Here is a 15,495-nt window from a genome sequence, read left to right as displayed (position 1 = left end):
GCAAGGGGAGGAGGGCGCCGCGAGGCGCCCTCCTCGCGTTCCGGGCCCGCTAGGACGTGGCGCGCAAGGCCTGGTCCTTGGCGAAGCGCGCCTCCTCGGCGGCGGCCGCCGTGACGTCCGGCTCGCCGGCCGAGGCGGTGTCCTCCGGCGCGGGCTCGGGGAGCACGTCGACCAGGAAGGAGCCCGCGGCCGCGGCGGCGAGCATCGCGATGGCCCAGCGGGTGCCCTTCCAGCTCGGGAACAGCCGGGCGTCGACCGACGGCGAGCCGGGTCCGTGCTCGACGAGCGCGGCCAGCGCGCCGATCAGCGCGGCGTTGTACTCCCAGCCGTTCTCGGTCACCCAGGGGCCGTTCGGGGCGTGGACCTTGCGGATCGCCGTGACCATCGTGCCCGAGACCATCGTGGCCGCCAGCGGCGTCGCGGCGCCGACCGTCAGCAGCGCGCCGCCCAGCGCCTCGGCCGCGCCGGCCGCCGCCGCGTGGCGCTTGCCGGGCCGGAGCCCGAGCTGCTCGAAGAACCCGCCGGTCCCTTCCAACCCGTGCCCGCCGAACCAGCCGAACAGCTTCTGCGTGCCGTGCCCGACGAACAGCGGGCCGACGACTCCGCGCAGTGCAACAGTGCCGATGTCCATGCCCTGGGCCTGCCCGGCGACGCGGACGGCTGAACCCTTTGTCAGACTCCCCGGCCGTGCGTCGGGCGACCGCCATCCTGCTGGGCACCGTGGCGCTCGTCCTGAGCGCCTGCGGCGGCGACGACAGCAAGTCCTACGGGACGTTCACCGACTGCGCGACGATCGGCAAGCCGGTGACCATCTCGGACCCGGCCGGCGACCAGCGGCGCTCCAACGGGACGCGGGACGACTCGGCGCCGCAGGGCGACCTCGTCAAGCTGCGGGTGGCCAAGTCGGCCAACCGCCTATGCGCGGAGTTCACGGCCAAGGAGCAGATCAAGCCTTACGTCGCCTTCGTGCTGACGATGCGCCCGCAGGACAGCGACACGCCGGTCGTGCAGCTCGAGGCGACCGTGCTCGCCGGCCAGGCGCCGCAGGCGATGCTCGACGCCAGCGGGACCGGCCGCAGCTTCGGCAAGGTCGACGCGACCGTCGGGATCGACGGCAAGCGCCTGTCGATCGTCGTCGGGCGCGGTCCGTTCGACGACCAGGGCGCGGGCGCGCTCTTCCGGTCGTTCCGCTTCCAGGCGCGCAGCGCGGTCGCCGTCGAGGACGCAGGGCGCGTCACCGACTGCATGCCCGTGTGCCAATAGGCACGAGTCCCGCGCAGCTTCGCTGCGCCAGGCCGTCGAAAAGCTGTGCAAGAACGTCCGTCGGACCTCAGGTCGGCGGCCGCCGCGACCGACCACAAGGGACGTGGACCACCACCACGCCGACATCAGCGTCGCCCCGCGGTCGTGGCTCTGCCCGGAGCCGGCCGATCGCGTGCGTGCCGTCGACATGGAGGAGCGGCTGCGCCCGTTTCGCCGTGCGTCGTTCGCGACGGCGGCCGTCGCGCTGGTCCTGTCCGGCCACTGGGTCGGCTGGTGGACGCTCGTCCCGCTGGCGTTCGCGGTCGTCGGCTTCACGCTCGTCGACCGCCAGCTCGCCACCGCTCAGCGGCCCGAGCTGACGATCGCCTCCGCATGGCTGCTGGCCGAGCTGGCCATCGCCGGCTCGATCGCGCTGACCGGCGGGCCCAGGAGCCCGGCGCTGGCGTGGCTGGTCATCCCGCTCGTGACGCTGCCGGCGCGCTTCAACAGCCGCGCGGTCGCGGTGGGCGTCGCCGTCGTCTCCGGGCTGCTGCTCCTGACGACCTTCGGCGTCGACACGCCCTACATCCTCGACCACCCGCAGTCGATCGTCATGCCGATCGCGCTGCTCGTCACCGTCGCGCTGCTCTCCAGCGCGCTGATGAAGTCCGATCTCGAGCACCGCAGCTCGTCGGTCATCGACCCGCTGACCGGGATGCTGAACCGCAACGCGCTGCAGACCCGCATCGCCGAGCTCGTGCAGCAGGCCGCGATCCTGCGCGAGCCGGTCGCGCTGATCGTCGGCGACCTGGACAACTTCAAGGCCATCAACGACGGCCACGGCCACGCCGCCGGCGACGCCGTCCTCAAGGACGTGGCCTACCGGATGCGCAAGGCGCTGCGCGCCTACGACCTGGCCTACCGCCTCGGCGGCGAGGAGTTCCTGATCGTGCTCCCGGGCGCCGACGGCCGCCAGGCCGCCGAGGTCGCCGAGAGCCTGCGCCACGCGATCGCCGGCGACCCGATCGCCGGCCTGCTCGTCACGATCTCCTTCGGCGTCAGCGCCTCGGAGCCCGGCGAGTTCGAGTACGACACGGTTTTCGCCGAGGCCGACCTCGCGCTGTACCGCTCCAAGCAGGAGGGGCGCAACCGCGTGCGCGTCAACGAGACGCACGAGCGCGCAGCGGTCGGCGCGACGACGAGCGCGTCGTACCCGCTCGCCGCTTGAGCTCCGCGACTACTCGCTGATCTCGAGGCGGTGGCCGTCGGCCACCCGCAGCGTCCGCCGGCCCGCGAGCAGCTCGAGCAGCTCGACGCCGACGACCTCGCGCCGCCAGCCCTGGAGCGTGCGCACCTGCGGCTCCGGGTCGCCGTTGCGCGCGGCGGTGACGATCTTCTGGAGGTCGGCGCGTGCGGCGATCAGCTCGTAGGCCAGCTCGGACTCCATCGCGCGCGTGCGCACGAGCGCCTCGCCGAGCGCGATCAGCGGTGCGTCCTCGGCGTCGGGCTGGGTGGGGCGGACGCCCTCGACCGGGATCGACTCGCGGTCGCGCCCGCGGGCGACCGCCTCGACGATCGCCTTGCCGCGCCGGTGCAGCGTCGCGTCGTTGAGGCCGCGGATCTGGCGCAGACGGTCGACGTTCTGCGGCCGGCGCTTGGCGATCTCGATCAGCGCCGCGTCGTGCAGGACGCTGGAGACCGGGCGGTCGCCGCCCCGCGCCGCGTCCTCGCGCCACTCGACGAGCTCGCGGGCGACCGCGCGCTGCGACGGGTCCAGCGAGTTGATGCGCGGCAGCTTGCCGAACACGAGGTCGAGGTCGCGGCGGTCGTCGATCTCCTCGAACGCGCGGCATTCCTCGCGCGCCCACTCCAGGCGGCCGAGGTCGCTGAGCCGGCCCTGGAGCGCGGAGGCGAGCTGGAGCAGGTGCAGGACGTCCTCGCGCGCGTAGCCGAGCTGCTCCTCGGTCAGCGGCCGGTCGTCCCAACGCGTGAACGACGCGGACTTGCGCAGCCGCACGCCGAGCATCTCCTTCAACAACGGCTCGTAGCCGAGCTGGGCGCGCATGCCGGCGAAGCCGGCGGCGACCTGCGTGTCGAAGACGTTGCGCAGCGGCTGGCCCCAGTCGCGGCGCAGCAGCGCGACGTCCTGGCGGGCGGCGTGCAGGACGATCTCGATCGCGGGGTCGGCGAGGACGTCGGCCAGCGGCGCGGGGTCGTACTCCTCGGTCAGCGGGTCGAGGACGATGACCTCGCTGCCGCCCTCGCCGTCGTCGAGCGCGATCTGGGCCAGGCACAGCAGCGGCTGGTAGCGCCCTTCGCCCATGAACTCGGTGTCGATGCCGAGCCGCCCGGTCTCCCGTGCGCGCTCGGCGATCTCTGCGGTCGACCGCGGCATGGGCGCGCACGCTATCCGGTCAGAGGCCCGGCAGCGGCCCCGAAGGTGGCGGAGCGAACCGTTCGGGGTCGAAGCGGGCGACGAGCTCGGCGGGGGAGGGACGCTCGTCCGGCGCCGCCAGGCCGACCGACGCGGCCAGCCGCGCGCGGACCTCGCCGGCGCTCTCGCCCTGCTCGGCGCGGTCGGCGAGCGTGACCGCGCCGTGCCGCTTGGCCAGGCGCGCCCCGTCGCCGCCGAGCACGAGCGGGACGTGCGCGAAGGACATCCCGTCGCGCCCGCCCAGGCCGAGGCGGTCGGCGAGCCAGAGCTGGCGCGGCGTCGAGTCAAGGAGGTCGTCGCCGCGGACGACCTCGCCGACGTCCTGGGCGCCGTCGTCGACGACGACGGCCAGGTTGTAGGCGTAGGCGCCGTCGTTGCGCCGGACGACGAAGTCGTCGACCACCCCATGTTGCTCGCCGTGCAGGCGGTCGCGGAACGCGATCGCCGCCGCGCCGGCCGCCACGCGGATCGCCGGCGGCCGGCCCGAGGCCTCGCGGTCGGCGCGCTGCGCGGCGGTCAGGCGGCGGCACGTGCCGGGGTAGTGGCCCTCGGGCAGCGGGCCGTGGGGCGCCGAGGACGCCTCACGGATCTCGGCCCGTGTGCACCAGCACGGGTAGGTCGCGGCCGCGGCGTCCAGGGTCGCCAGCGCCTCGGCGTAGTGGTCGGTCCGCGCGGACTGGCGCACGATCGCGCCATCCCAGTCCAGGCCGATCGCGGCGAGGTCGGCCAGCTGCTCGACCTCATAGCGCTCGCGGACGCGCCCGCGGTCGAGGTCCTCGATCCGCAGCAGGAACGGGGCGCCCTGGGCGCGCGCGTACAGCCACGCGAGCAGCGCGGTGCGCAGGTTGCCGAGGTGCAGCGTGCCGGTCGGCGACGGCGCGAAGCGGCCGGTGGCCCCCGCGCGCATGGATCGCGGGTCGCTCAGCCGAAGACCTCCGCGAAGCCCTCGCGCCAGGGCCGCGGGCGCCAGTCGAACGCGGCGCGCGCCCGGTCGTCCGCGTTGCCGGGGAGCGTGGTCGCGTAGTGCACGACGGTCTCGCCGGCCAGCCGGCGCGCCAGCCAGACCGGCACGTGGCGCGGCGGCTTGGCGCCGAGCAGCCGCGCGGCCTCGGGCAGCCACTCGCTCTGGCACGGCGCCTCGCCGCCGGTGACGTTGTAGACGCCGGGCGCACCGCGGTCCAGCGCGCGCACGGTCGCGTCGACGGCGTCGTCGACGTGGACGAAGGACGAGCGTCCCTCGGCGTTGCCGATCAGCGGAAAGCGGCGCTTGCGGATCAAGGTGGCGATGGCCCCGTCGCGGTCGTACCAGGTGCCGGGGCCGTAGTAGAACCCATAGCGCAACACCACGCCCTCGATGCCGTCGGCCTGCGTCGTGGCGGCCTCCAGCGCGGCGACGGCCTCGCTGTCGGCGCCCAGCGGCGCGTCCTCGTCGTGCATCGGCCGCCCGTCGGGCCGGGTGACGAAGGAGATCGACTGCACGACGACGCGGCGCGCGCCGGCGACCCGGGCGGCGTCCACGAACGTCGGGACGGTCTCGCGCCGCAGCCGCGACGTCGCCTCCACCGCGGCGGCCATCGCCTTGGGGTCGGGCACCTCGGGCAGCGCGGTGAGCTGGTGGACGACGACGTCGGGCGCCGCGGTGACCACGGCGGCGCGCACGGCCGGCACGTCGAAGGCGTCGAGGACGACCGGCTCGGCGCCGCGCTCGCGCAGCGCCGCCGCGCGCGCCGGGTCGCGCGTGGTCCCGAACACGGTGTGGCCGTCGGCGACGAGGCGATCGACGAGCGGGCGGCCGATGGCGCCGGTCGCACCCGCCAGGAAGACCCTCATCGCCGCCGCCCCGAGGCGACGTCGTCGCGGTCGGCCGCGCGGTACAGCGCCCAGATCAGCAGCGTGCCGGCCACCAGCGACAGCAGGTCGAAGGGCCCGATCCACGACGGGTCGGCGTCGCCGACGTCGAGCAGGTGGTTGAGCGCGTGGAGCCCGAACTGGAGGCCGACGAGCGCCAGCGCCGGCGCACGCCACGACGGCCGCTGGGCGGCGACGCCGAGCACGAGCGCCGAGGAGAGGTAGAACGCGGCCATGTCGCGCAGGTCGTGCTCGTTGCGCGGGCCGAAGTCCGCGATGGCGTCGTAGAACGCGCCGGGGGCGACCACGAGCCACAGGCCCGTGATCAGCTGGACGCCCGCGAGCGCCAGCAGGCCGGCGCGCAGGGGCGCGGAGCGCGCGGCGGGGGAGGAGGCGAGGTGCTGCATGCGGCGACGCTAACGCGCTAGTGGTCCATCCGACAGGTCCGGTCCGGCCGCATCGCACCGGACCAGTCGCGACGTGTCGCGGCAGGTCGCACGCGGTTGAACGGCGAGGAGCCGCTACGCTCGCCGCTCCGTGAGCGCAGACGAAGAGACACCCGAGGTCGTCGACGCCGAGCCCGTGCCCTGCACGGTGTGCCGCAGCACCGGCTCGCTGATCTCCAACCTGGGCGGCTCGCCGTCCACCGTGGATTGCGCCTGGTGCGAGGGCACCGGAGTCTTCCTGCCCGAGCACGACGCCCAGGCCGCCAAGCGCGCTGCGCAGGGCGACGCCCCGGCCGCTCCCGCGCCCGAGAGCTAGTCCGCTCGGGCGCCCAGCAGCAGGACGACGGCGCACCGGCGCCGCGCCGCCGCATGCGGTCCCGCGGTCGTACTAGGGCCCGGACCGTAGAACAGAAGTCCAGAGATCGGACATTTGAGCGAAAGCCGGGACGGGTCGCGCCGACAACCACGACTGTGCGGTGACGGACCACCGGGCATCGGACGGGGCTTGCTGCAAAGACCTAGACCCCGGATGGCGATCCACAGGGACGTCGGCCCTCCGCACGTGAAGACCAAACACCAGATCTCACAGGAGGGATCGTCTTGCTTCAGCGCTTCAAGAACGAGGACGAAGGCTTCACGCTCATCGAGCTCCTCGTCGTCATCCTGATCATCGGCATCCTTGCCGCGATCGCCCTGCCGAGCTTCCTCGGCCAGCAGAAGAAGGGGCAGGACGCCTCGGCCAAGTCGGACGCGCGCAACGCCGTCACGCAGGTCGAGTCGTGCTTCGCCGACACGCAGGACTACAGCAAGTGCACCACGGCCATCACGGACGCGGGCATCAGCAACACCACGTTCTCCGCGACCGCTTCGGGCTCGGGCCCGGCGCTGGGCTACGTGATCGTCGCCACGTCGAAGTCGACCAACACGTTCACGATCACTAAGGCCGCTGCCGACGGCGTCGTCAAGCGCACCTGCCTCAACACCGTGAGCGGTGGCGGCTGCAGCTCCGACAAGACCTGGTAGTCGAGCACCAGTACCTGCACCACGCAGCACATCACGGGGCGGGCCTTCGGGTCCGCCCCGAGTCGTTCCCGGACCGGTGTGGACATCGGTCCAATCGCCTGCCTGAACCTCAAAGAAGCGCGGATGCCGGTCGAGGAACCCGGAGGACCGTCCACGCACCGGGACTTGCTGCAACCTGACCTGGGACGTCGTCGGACCGCTGCAGAGCACTGACAGACGACCGCCCCGGGGAGGGCATCTTGCACAACCTCATCCATGACGAGGATGGCTTCACGCTCATCGAGCTCCTCGTCGTCATCCTGATCATCGGCATCCTTGCCGCGATCGCCCTGCCGAGCTTCCTCGGCCAGGAGCAGAAGGCCCAGGACGTCAACGCGAAGGCGAACGCGCGCGCGCTAGTGACGCAGGTCGAGTCCTGCTTCGCCACGACCAGCGACTACACCAAGTGCAGCTCGGCCCTGATGGACCCGACGGGCCTGTCGATCGGCAACGGGCTCGGCCAGGTCGACGTGGCGGTCAGCTCGGCGGCGGCCTACCTCATCACGGCCAAGTCGAAGTCCGGCGGCACGTTCACGATCTCGCGCGCTGCCGGCGGTGCGCTGGTGCGCGGCTGCTCTGGCGGCACCAAGGGCTGCATCGGCGGCACCTGGTAACGCCGGCCGTCAAGAGCGCGGGGGCAGCTGCCGATCACATCGGACGTATGGCTCCCGCGCTCGCACCGGCCGCGCTGTTCGGCCTCCTCATCGGCTCGTTCCTCAACGTCGTCGCCTGGCGCCTCCCGCGCGGCGAGTCGTTGGTCAAGCCCCGCTCGAAGTGCCCCGGCTGCGCCACGCAGCTCAAGGCCTACGACAACATCCCGGTCTTCTCCTGGCTCGTCCTGCGCGGACGTTGCCGCGGGTGCGGCGAGAAGATCTCCGCGCGCTATCCCGTCGTCGAGGCCATCACGGCCGCGCTGTACGTGTTGGTCGTCGCCGTCAAGCACGATGACGTCGAGCAGATGGCGCTCGGCCTCGTCCTCGTGAGCTTCCTCGTGCCGATCGCGGTCATCGACCTCGACGTCAAGCGCATCCCCAACGCGCTCACCGCGCCCGCCGCCGTGCTCGCGATCGCCCTCGGCGCGCTGCTGGCGCCCAGTGACCTGCCCGAGCAGCTCGCCGCCGGCGCCGCCGCGCTGATCTTCTTCCTGCTGCCCACGCTGCTGAGCAAGAAGGGCATGGGCATGGGCGACGTCAAGCTCGTCGGCGTCCTGGGCCTGTACCTGGGCCGTGCCGTGGCGCCGGCCATCTTCATCGCCTTGATCCTCGGCGTCGTCGTCGGCGCCGCGGTCGTCGCGCGCAAGGGCGCGACCGCCGGGCGCAAGACCAAGATCCCGTTCGGGCCGTTCCTCGCGGTCGGCGCGCTGATCGCCTTCTTCGTCGGCGACGACCTCGTCGGCTCCTACACCGACACCTTCTAGGGCGGCGCCGAGCACCGGACGCCACACCGCGCCCTCCCCTCAAGCGAGCGTCCAGTTGGACGAACAACCGAGGGTGTCGGGGCGTCTGCTTCAGACACCGCCAAGAACCGCCGACCCACCGTCAAGAACATGGCCAAGCGCGCAACCCACATCGTCGGACTCGAGATCGAGCCTTCCGCCGTCCACGCAGCGGCGGTGACGGTGAACGGTCGAGTCTCCGTCAAGATCGCCGCCGTCGCCCCGCTGGAGACCGGCATCGTCCGGGACGGCGAGGTCAACGACGTCGACGCCCTCGCCGACGCCCTCCGCTCGCTCTACCGCGAGAACAAGGGCCTCGACAAGAAGGTCCGCATCGGCATCGCGAACCAGAAGATCGTCGTCCGCGTCCTGGAGCTTCCCCCGCTCGAGGATCGCAAGGAGCTGGAGGCGGCCATCCGCTTCCAGGCCCAGGACCAGATCCCGATGCCGCTCGACAGCGCGGTCCTGGACTTCCAGCTGCTCGACATCGTCGAGACCGACGCCGGCCGTCGCCAGCGCGTCCTGATCGTCGCGGCCCGCCGCGACATGATCGAGCGCGTCATGGCCGCCGCCAAGGCCGCGGGCCTGAAGCCCGAGGGCATCGACCTCTCGGCCTTCGCGATGATCCGCGCGCTGCACCGGGCCGCGCCCACCGAGACGCCGGAGCCGGTGCTCTACCTGTCGGTCGGCGGGCTCACCAACCTGGCCGTGGCGGAGGGCACCACCTGCCTGTTCACCCGCGTCGTCGGCGGCGGCCTCGAGGCCATCGCCGTCGAGCTCGCCGAGCGCAAGGCGCTCACGCTCGAGCATGCGCGGGGCTGGCTGCGCCACGTCGGCCTCGTCACGCCGCTCAGCGAGATCGAGTCCGAAGACCAGGACGAGATCGCCCAGGAGGCGCGCACCGTGCTGCTCGACGGCGTCCGCCGCATCGGCGGCGAGGTCCGCAACTCGCTCGACTTCCATCACGCCCAGGAGGGCATGAGCCTGCGCGTCCAGCGGGCCGTCCTCACCGGCGCCGCGGCCACCGTGCCCGGCTTCGACGACGCGCTCGCGGCCGAGCTCGGCCTGCCCGTCGAGACCGGCGTCGTCGACGGCACGCCGGACGGGCTCGATCCCCACCTGCTCACGATCGCGGCCGGCCTGGCCGTCGAGGAGGCCCCGCACGCATGAGGGCTGTCAACCTCATCCCGTCCGACCAGCAGCGCGGCGCCGGCGGCGCCGCCGGCAAGTCCGGCGGGGGCGCTTTCATCCTGCTCGGCGCCCTGGCCCTGCTGGTCGTCATGGCCGGCGTCTTCGTCAGCTCCGGCAAGTCCGTGAACGACAAGCAGGCCAAGCTGACCGACGTCACGGCACAGGCCGTGGCCGCCGAGGCCAAGGCCACGTCGCTGCAGACCTACACGAAGTTCGCCGGCATCCGCGCCAAGCGCGTCGACACCGTCAAGCAGCTAGCCGCCAGCCGCTTCGACTGGGCGCACGCCCTGCGCGAAGTCGCGCGCGTGCTGCCCGAGAACGCGTGGGTCACGTCGATGACCGCGACCACGTCGCCGACCGTGACGCTCTCGGGCGGCGCGAGCGGCTCCCTGCGCGGCGCGATCACCGCGCCGGCGATCGTCCTGCAGGGCTGCACGACCAGCCAGGCCTCGGTCTCCAAGGTCCTCGCCCGCCTCCGCCTCGCCGACGGCGTCCAGCGCGTCGCCCTCGAGGACGCGACCAAGGTCGCCGAGATCTCGGGCACGGGCGGCGCCCAGACCGGGTCCGCCGGCGGCACCAACGGCGACTGCCGCGGCGGACACGCCAAGTACCCGGTGTTCAACGTCGACGTCTGGTTCAACGCCCCGTCGTCGACGGCCGCCGTGACCAACGGCTCCACCACCGCGACCGCGTCGGACACCACCGCCGCCTCGTCGGCGGCGCCGTCGACCACGGCCACCCCGGCTCCGACCACCACGACCGCTCCGAGCACGACCGGGGGGACCTCCAAGTGACCGCGCGTGACCGCACCGTCCTGATCGTCGTCGGGATGCTCGCCCTGGTGGCGGCGTTCTGGTTCCTGGCGATCAGCCCCAAGCGCAAGGACGCCGCAGACCTGTCGGCTCAGGTCGTCTCGGCGCAGTCGCGCCTGGACACGGCGAACGCCAGCGCCGCCACGGCGGCCGCCGCCAAGGCGAAGTACACGTCGGACTACTCGACCGTGGCGCGCCTCGGCAAGGCCGTGCCGGTCGACGACGACATGCCGTCGCTCGTCTACCAGCTCCAGCACACCGCGGCGGCCAACCACGTCGACTTCCTGTCGATCAAGATGACCGGCACCGGGGCGGCGCCCAGCGCCGCGCCCACCGGCGCGGCCGCGGCCGTGGCCTCGGCCAACGGCAACACGACGGCCACCGCTCCGGGCAACACGACGGCCGCCGCCACGACGACGGCCGCACTCCCGCCCGGCGCCACCGTCGGCACCGCGGGCTTCCCGACGATGCCGTTCTCGTTCGACTTCACCGGATCGTTCTTCAACATGCAGCGCTTCCTGAAGGCGCTGGACGACCTGACCACGGTCAACGGCCAGGGCATCAGCGTCAAGGGCCGCCTGCTCACGACCGACGGCGTGGCGTTCAAGCCGGGGCCCAACGGCTTCCCGGACGTCGAGGCGACCGTCGTCGCCACGTCCTACCTGCTGCCCGCCGACGAGGGCCTGACCGGCGCCACGACGCCGGCGACCGGCTCCGCGTCCTCCACCACGACCGGCTCCACCGCGACCGCCAGCCTGATCGGGAACTAAGAGCATGACCTTCCTGCGCAACGTCCTGCACGACCTCGTCGAGAAGCGCCTCTGGCCGGTGGCCGTCGCGCTCGTCGCCGCCCTCGTCGCGGTGCCGATCGTCCTCGGCGGCTCCTCGGACGCCGGCACGAGCACGCCGACAGCGGTCGCCGACGCCTCCGCCGCCAACGGCCTGGCCAACCACCGCGACGCCGCGCGCGCCCAGGTGGTCAGCCTCGAAGAGCAGGCGGCCGGCAAGGTCACCCGGGCCGGGAAGGTCCGCGACCCGTTCGTCCAGCACCACCAGCCGCGCCTGAGCGACGCGCAGATCAAGGAGGCCGTCAAGAGCACGGCCGGTGCGCTGTCCGAAGCGTTCGGCGGCGGCGCGTCAAAGACGTCTTCGTCTTCGTCGTCCTCCTCCACGGACGGCCCGTCGACCGGCGGCGCGACGCCGTCGGCGCCGACGACCACGACGCCGACGACCACGACGCCCAGCGGGTCGACCGACACCACCAAGAAGCCGCAGAGCGAAGACACCTACCGCGTCGACGTGAAGTTCGGCGAGTCCGGTGCCGAGAAGCAGTACCTCAATGTCGCGCGCCTCACGCCGCTGCCGTCGTCCGACAACCCGTTCTTCGTGTTCCTGGGCGTCAGCGAGGACCAGAAGTCCGCGACGTTCCTGATCAACGGCGACGTCGTCCCGACCGGCGACGGCAAGTGCCAGCCGTCGGCCGCCGACTGCGAGCAGATCACGCTCAAGCCGGGCGACCTCGAGTTCTTCGACATGTCGAGCGGCACCGGCGGCGTCGTGCAGTACCAGCTGGAGCTGAAGCGCATCGGCAGGGCCAAGGCGTCGTCCAAGGCGGTCGCCGCCAAGGCGCACGCCCGCGAGTCCAAGGCCGGCCGCGAGGTCATCCGCGAGCTCGTCGCCAACGACCCCGACGCGCTGTCGGCCTGGAACTACGACAAGGGCCTCGGCCTGCTGATCCGCAAGGACCCGGCGACCAGCCCCGACGTCGCCAACGTGCCCTCGACGGTCGCCCAGAGCGCCGCCGGCCAGGCCGTGGGCAACACCTCGACCGTCCTCACCGTCCCGGGCTCATAGACTTCGGCGCCGCATGGCGCTGAACTTGATCACGGCAGGGGAGTCCCACGGACCGGGCCTCACGACCATCGTCGAGGGGCTTCCCGCGGGGCTCGCCCTCGAGCAGGAGTCGATCGATCGCGACATGGCCCGGCGGCAGCTGGGCCATGGCCGTGGCGGGCGCATGAAGATCGAGAAGGACCATGCCAACGTCACGGCGGGCGTCCGGCACGGTCGCACGCTCGGCGGCCCGATCGCGCTGCAGGTCCCCAATCGCGACTACGCGAACTGGGAGGAGCGGATGAACCCGTGGCCCGTCGAGGCCGACGTGCCCGAGGTCCATCTGCCGCGGCCCGGCCACGCCGACCTCGTCGGCGTCCAGAAGTACCGCTTCTCCGACGTCCGCAACGTGCTGGAGCGCGCCAGCGCCCGCGAGACGGCGGCGCGCGTCGCCGGCGGGGCGCTGTGCAAGGCCTTCCTGGCCGCGGTCGGCGTCGAGGTCCGCAGCCACGTCGTCCAGATCGGCGACGTGCACGCCGAGCGGCGCGAGACCGCGCTGACCGTCGCGGACTTCGCGGGCGTCGACGAGGACAAGGTCCGCTGCCTGGACCCCGTCGCGTCCAAGGCGATGGTCGAGCACATCAACATCCAGCGCAAGGCCAACGAGTCGATCGGCGGCGTCTTCGAGGTCATCGCCTTCGGCCTCGTGCCCGGCCTCGGCTCGCACGTCTCCTGGGAGGAGCGCCTGGACGGGCGAGTCGGCGGTGCGCTGTGCTCGATCCAGGCCGCCAAGGGCGTCGCGTTCGGCGACGGCTTCGACCTGCCGGGCGCGCCCGGCTCCAAGTCGCACGACGAGATCTTCTGGGACGAGCAGCGCGGCTACTACCGCGAGACCAACCACGCCGGCGGCCTGGAGGGCGGCATGACGACCGGCCTGCCGCTGGTCGCGCGCGTCGCGATGAAGCCGATCCCGACGCTGACCAAGCCGCTGCGGTCGGTCGACATCGCCTCCCACGAGCCTGCGCAGGCGCTGCGCGAGCGCACCGACTCCTGCGTCGTGCCCGCGGCCGGCGTCGTCGGCGAGGCGATGCTGGCCTACGTGATGGCCGACGCCTACCGGCGCAAGTTCGGCGGCGACCACATCGACGACGTCCGCGAGGCCGTCGAGCGGTACACCGAACGGATCGCGTGGCGCGGCTGACCGTCGTCATCGGCTTCATGGGCGCGGGGAAGACCACCCTCGCCCGTGAGCTGGCCGGTGCGCGCGGGGTCGACCACGTCGACACCGACGAGCTGCTCGTCGCCCGCTTCGGCGAGCCGATCGCCGCGGTGTTCGAGCGCGACGGCGAGGCGGCGTTCCGCGCGGTCGAGGAGGAGGTCGTCCTCGACCTGCTCGACGCGCCGCGCGACACCGACATGGTGGTGTCGCTCGGCGGCGGCGCGGTGCTGTCGGGCCGCGTGCAGGCCGCGCTGAGCCGCCACACGACGATCCTGCTCGACGTCCCGCTCGACGTCGCCTGGGCCCGCGCCGCGGGCCACGACCGGCCGCTGGCGCGCGACCGCGCCGCGTTCGCCGCGCTACACGCCGAGCGTGGCGAGGTGTACGCCTCGCTCGCCGACGCGCACCTGCCGCAGGCCGACGTCGGCGTCATCGTCCGCGCCGACGCCGCGCTGCGCGCGCTGGCCGCCGCGCCGGACGGCACGCGGCTGATCTGGGCCAGCGCGGCCTCGGGCGAGTACCCCGTCTTCGTCGGCCGCGGCGTTCTGGCGCTGGCCGGCGCCGGGCTCGCCGGCCTGCCGGGCCTGGGCGGGCGCGGCTTCTGCCTGACCGACAGCGCCGTCGCCGAGCACCAGCTCGACGGCCTCGCCGCGGCCGGCCTGTCCGGGATGGTCGAGATCCCGCCGGGCGAAGAGCACAAGACGCTGGCGACCTGCGAGCGCGTCTGGACGGCGCTGGTCGCCCAGGGCGTCACCCGCGCCGATCACCTGATCGCGCTCGGCGGCGGCGTGGTGGGGGACCTCGCGGGGTTCTGCGCCGCGACGTTCCAGCGCGGGATCCCGATCGTGCAGGCGCCGACGACCGTGGTCTCCCAGGTCGACTCGGCCTACGGCGGCAAGACCGGCGTCGACCTGCCCGAGGCCAAGAACTACGTCGGCGCCTACCACCAGCCGGCGGCCGTCCTGGTCGACACCACCACCTTGGCCACGCTGCCGCCCGAGGAGCACGCGGCCGGCTACGCGGAGGTCGTCAAGACCGCGCTGATCGCGGGCGGACCGCTGTGGGAGCGGATCGCCGCGGGCGGCCCGGTCGACGACGACGTCATCCTGGAGTGCGCGCGCACCAAGCTCGGCGTCGTCGCGGCCGACGAGCGCGACGGCGGACGCCGCCAGGTCCTGAACCTCGGCCACACCGTCGGCCACGCGCTGGAGACGTCGCTCGGCTACGGCACGCTGCGCCACGGCGAGGCGGTCGGGCTCGGGCTGCTCGCGGCTCTGCGCCTGTCGGGCCTGTCGGACCTGCGCGGCCAGGTCGAGCAGCTGCTCGGCGCCGCCGGCCTGCCGACGACGCTGCAAGGCCATGATGTCGATCCGGCCGCGATCGTCGCCGGCACGCGCCTGGACAAGAAGCGCACGGCGACGGCGCGGACCCCGTTCGTGCTCGTCCGCGCGCCCGGCGACGTCGTCCACGGCCAGGACGTCGCCGACGACGACGTCGCGCTCGCCGTGCGAGAGTTGACGGTCCCGTGAGCTCTCGCAACCGCGTCGACATCGTCCACGGCGTCAACCTCGACATGCTGGGCCGTCGGCCCGCCGAGATCTACGGCTCGCTGACCTTCGACCAGCTCGAGCAGCAGATCGCCGGCTACGCCCACGAGCTCGACCTCGAGCCGCGGTTCTTCCAGACCAACCACGAGGGGATGCTCGTCGAGCACCTGCACCGCGTGGAGGGCCTGGCCGACGCGATCGTCATCAACCCCGGCGCGTGGACGCACTACGCGTGGGCGATCCGCGACGCGCTGGAGATCGCGGCGCTGCCCGCGATCGAGGTGCACCTGTCCGACGTCGACGCGCGGGAGGAGTTCCGGCGCGTGTCCGTGATCCGCGACATCTGCGTGGCGACCGTCAAGGGCCACGGCGTCGAGGGCTACCGCACCGCCTTGACCCGCATCAAAGAGGAGCTGGACCTGTGAC

At 73.0% G+C, this 15,495-nt stretch carries 18 protein-coding genes; 13 read left to right on the top strand and 5 right to left on the bottom strand.

Features of this window, described 5'->3' with window-relative positions; translation table 11 throughout:
* Positions 1-49 precede the first annotated feature (49 nt).
* Positions 50-631, bottom strand: coding sequence for a DoxX family protein (locus DSM104299_RS16380; protein ID WP_272472710.1), 582 nt, complete (start codon positions 629-631; stop codon positions 50-52).
* Between the two features lie 56 nt (positions 632-687).
* Here DSM104299_RS16380 and DSM104299_RS16375 point away from each other — a divergent pair, with 56 nt between their 5' ends.
* Both DSM104299_RS16375 and DSM104299_RS16370 read left to right on the top strand, forming a co-directional pair.
* Positions 688-1,263: a hypothetical protein gene (locus tag DSM104299_RS16375; protein WP_272472709.1), complete on the top strand. Its 576-nt coding sequence runs from the start codon at positions 688-690 to the stop codon at positions 1,261-1,263.
* A 103-nt stretch (positions 1,264-1,366) separates the two neighbouring features.
* Entirely contained in the window at positions 1,367-2,470 is a 1,104-nt protein-coding gene (locus DSM104299_RS16370) for a GGDEF domain-containing protein (RefSeq protein ID WP_272472708.1), read from the top strand.
* A 9-nt stretch (positions 2,471-2,479) separates the two neighbouring features.
* Here DSM104299_RS16370 and DSM104299_RS16365 read toward each other — a convergent pair whose 3' ends face one another.
* Genes DSM104299_RS16365 through DSM104299_RS16350 form a run of 4 tightly spaced genes read right to left on the bottom strand, consistent with a single transcriptional unit; the run spans position 2,480 to position 5,931 of the window.
* Positions 2,480-3,637, bottom strand: a complete 1,158-nt coding sequence (locus DSM104299_RS16365) for a ribonuclease D (RefSeq protein ID WP_272472707.1) — start codon at positions 3,635-3,637, stop codon at positions 2,480-2,482.
* Between the two features lie 19 nt (positions 3,638-3,656).
* Positions 3,657-4,583 carry a tRNA glutamyl-Q(34) synthetase GluQRS gene (gene gluQRS, locus DSM104299_RS16360; RefSeq protein WP_272472706.1) on the bottom strand — a complete coding sequence of 309 codons (927 nt, stop codon included), beginning with the start codon at positions 4,581-4,583 and terminating at the stop codon, positions 3,657-3,659.
* A 14-nt stretch (positions 4,584-4,597) separates the two neighbouring features.
* Positions 4,598-5,506 carry an NAD-dependent epimerase/dehydratase family protein gene (locus DSM104299_RS16355; protein ID WP_272472705.1) on the bottom strand — a complete coding sequence of 303 codons (909 nt, stop codon included), beginning with the start codon at positions 5,504-5,506 and terminating at the stop codon, positions 4,598-4,600.
* A complete protein-coding gene (locus DSM104299_RS16350) occupies positions 5,503-5,931 on the bottom strand; it encodes a DUF4345 family protein (protein WP_272472704.1) in 429 nt (142 codons plus the stop codon). The genes DSM104299_RS16355 and DSM104299_RS16350 overlap by 4 nt, the downstream gene beginning before the upstream one ends.
* Positions 5,932-6,061: 130 nt before the next feature.
* On the opposite strand from DSM104299_RS16350, the gene DSM104299_RS16345 reads away from it, so the two are divergent.
* The 11 genes from DSM104299_RS16345 (at position 6,062) to DSM104299_RS16295 (ending at position 15,494) form a co-directional block, all read left to right on the top strand.
* The gene (locus DSM104299_RS16345) at positions 6,062-6,286 is read left to right on the top strand and encodes a hypothetical protein (RefSeq protein ID WP_272472703.1); all 225 of its coding nucleotides are present in this window, start codon (positions 6,062-6,064) and stop codon (positions 6,284-6,286) included.
* Between the two features lie 284 nt (positions 6,287-6,570).
* On the top strand, positions 6,571-6,993 hold the full coding sequence (locus DSM104299_RS16340) for a type IV pilin protein (protein ID WP_272472702.1): 423 nt from the start codon (positions 6,571-6,573) through the stop codon (positions 6,991-6,993).
* A gap of 239 nt (positions 6,994-7,232) precedes the next feature.
* The gene (locus tag DSM104299_RS16335; RefSeq protein ID WP_272472701.1) at positions 7,233-7,646 is read left to right on the top strand and encodes a type IV pilin protein; all 414 of its coding nucleotides are present in this window, start codon (positions 7,233-7,235) and stop codon (positions 7,644-7,646) included.
* A 47-nt stretch (positions 7,647-7,693) separates the two neighbouring features.
* Positions 7,694-8,449, top strand: coding sequence for a prepilin peptidase (locus DSM104299_RS16330; RefSeq protein WP_272472700.1), 756 nt, complete (start codon positions 7,694-7,696; stop codon positions 8,447-8,449).
* Between the two features lie 129 nt (positions 8,450-8,578).
* Positions 8,579-9,637 (top strand): type IV pilus assembly protein PilM, encoded by a 1,059-nt coding sequence (gene pilM / locus DSM104299_RS16325; RefSeq protein WP_272472699.1) that lies wholly within the window; start codon positions 8,579-8,581, stop codon positions 9,635-9,637.
* On the top strand, positions 9,634-10,452 hold the full coding sequence (locus DSM104299_RS16320) for a PilN domain-containing protein (RefSeq protein ID WP_272472698.1): 819 nt from the start codon (positions 9,634-9,636) through the stop codon (positions 10,450-10,452). Before pilM ends, DSM104299_RS16320 begins: the two co-directional genes overlap by 4 nt.
* Positions 10,449-11,240: a type II secretion system protein GspM gene (locus tag DSM104299_RS16315; protein WP_272472697.1), complete on the top strand. Its 792-nt coding sequence runs from the start codon at positions 10,449-10,451 to the stop codon at positions 11,238-11,240. The genes DSM104299_RS16320 and DSM104299_RS16315 overlap by 4 nt, the downstream gene beginning before the upstream one ends.
* A gap of 4 nt (positions 11,241-11,244) precedes the next feature.
* Positions 11,245-12,324, top strand: coding sequence for a hypothetical protein (locus DSM104299_RS16310; protein WP_272472696.1), 1,080 nt, complete (start codon positions 11,245-11,247; stop codon positions 12,322-12,324).
* 13 nt (positions 12,325-12,337) lie between these two features.
* Positions 12,338-13,504, top strand: a complete 1,167-nt coding sequence (gene aroC / locus DSM104299_RS16305; protein WP_272472695.1) for a chorismate synthase — start codon at positions 12,338-12,340, stop codon at positions 13,502-13,504.
* The gene (locus DSM104299_RS16300; protein ID WP_272472694.1) at positions 13,492-15,051 is read left to right on the top strand and encodes a bifunctional shikimate kinase/3-dehydroquinate synthase; all 1,560 of its coding nucleotides are present in this window, start codon (positions 13,492-13,494) and stop codon (positions 15,049-15,051) included. The genes aroC and DSM104299_RS16300 overlap by 13 nt, the downstream gene beginning before the upstream one ends.
* Complete coding sequence (locus DSM104299_RS16295) at positions 15,048-15,494, top strand: type II 3-dehydroquinate dehydratase (protein ID WP_272472693.1); 447 nt, start codon at positions 15,048-15,050, stop codon at positions 15,492-15,494. Before DSM104299_RS16300 ends, DSM104299_RS16295 begins: the two co-directional genes overlap by 4 nt.
* Position 15,495 lies beyond the last annotated feature (1 nt).

The sequence above is a fragment of the Baekduia alba genome, assembly GCF_028416635.1.
Lineage (GTDB): Bacteria > Actinomycetota > Thermoleophilia > Solirubrobacterales > Solirubrobacteraceae > Baekduia > Baekduia alba.
The sequence above is the reverse complement of the archived record's forward strand: the minus strand, read 5'-3'. Positions and strand labels throughout refer to the sequence as shown.

Excerpts from the sequence above, each read along its gene's own strand:
- DSM104299_RS16355 (WP_272472705.1), bottom strand. The coding sequence starts at position 5,506 with ATGAGGGTCTTCCTGGCGGGTGCGACCGGCGCCATCGGCCGCCCGCTC.
- DSM104299_RS16380 (WP_272472710.1), bottom strand. The coding sequence starts at position 631 with ATGGACATCGGCACTGTTGCACTGCGCGGAGTCGTCGGCCCGCTGTTC.
- DSM104299_RS16365 (WP_272472707.1), bottom strand. The coding sequence starts at position 3,637 with ATGCCGCGGTCGACCGCAGAGATCGCCGAGCGCGCACGGGAGACCGGG.
- DSM104299_RS16320 (WP_272472698.1), top strand. The coding sequence starts at position 9,634 with ATGAGGGCTGTCAACCTCATCCCGTCCGACCAGCAGCGCGGCGCCGGC.
- pilM (WP_272472699.1), top strand. The coding sequence starts at position 8,579 with ATGGCCAAGCGCGCAACCCACATCGTCGGACTCGAGATCGAGCCTTCC.
- DSM104299_RS16350 (WP_272472704.1), bottom strand. The coding sequence starts at position 5,931 with ATGCAGCACCTCGCCTCCTCCCCCGCCGCGCGCTCCGCGCCCCTGCGC.
- gluQRS (WP_272472706.1), bottom strand. The coding sequence starts at position 4,583 with ATGCGCGCGGGGGCCACCGGCCGCTTCGCGCCGTCGCCGACCGGCACG.
- aroC (WP_272472695.1), top strand. The coding sequence starts at position 12,338 with ATGGCGCTGAACTTGATCACGGCAGGGGAGTCCCACGGACCGGGCCTC.
- DSM104299_RS16310 (WP_272472696.1), top strand. The coding sequence starts at position 11,245 with ATGACCTTCCTGCGCAACGTCCTGCACGACCTCGTCGAGAAGCGCCTC.
- DSM104299_RS16330 (WP_272472700.1), top strand. The coding sequence starts at position 7,694 with ATGGCTCCCGCGCTCGCACCGGCCGCGCTGTTCGGCCTCCTCATCGGC.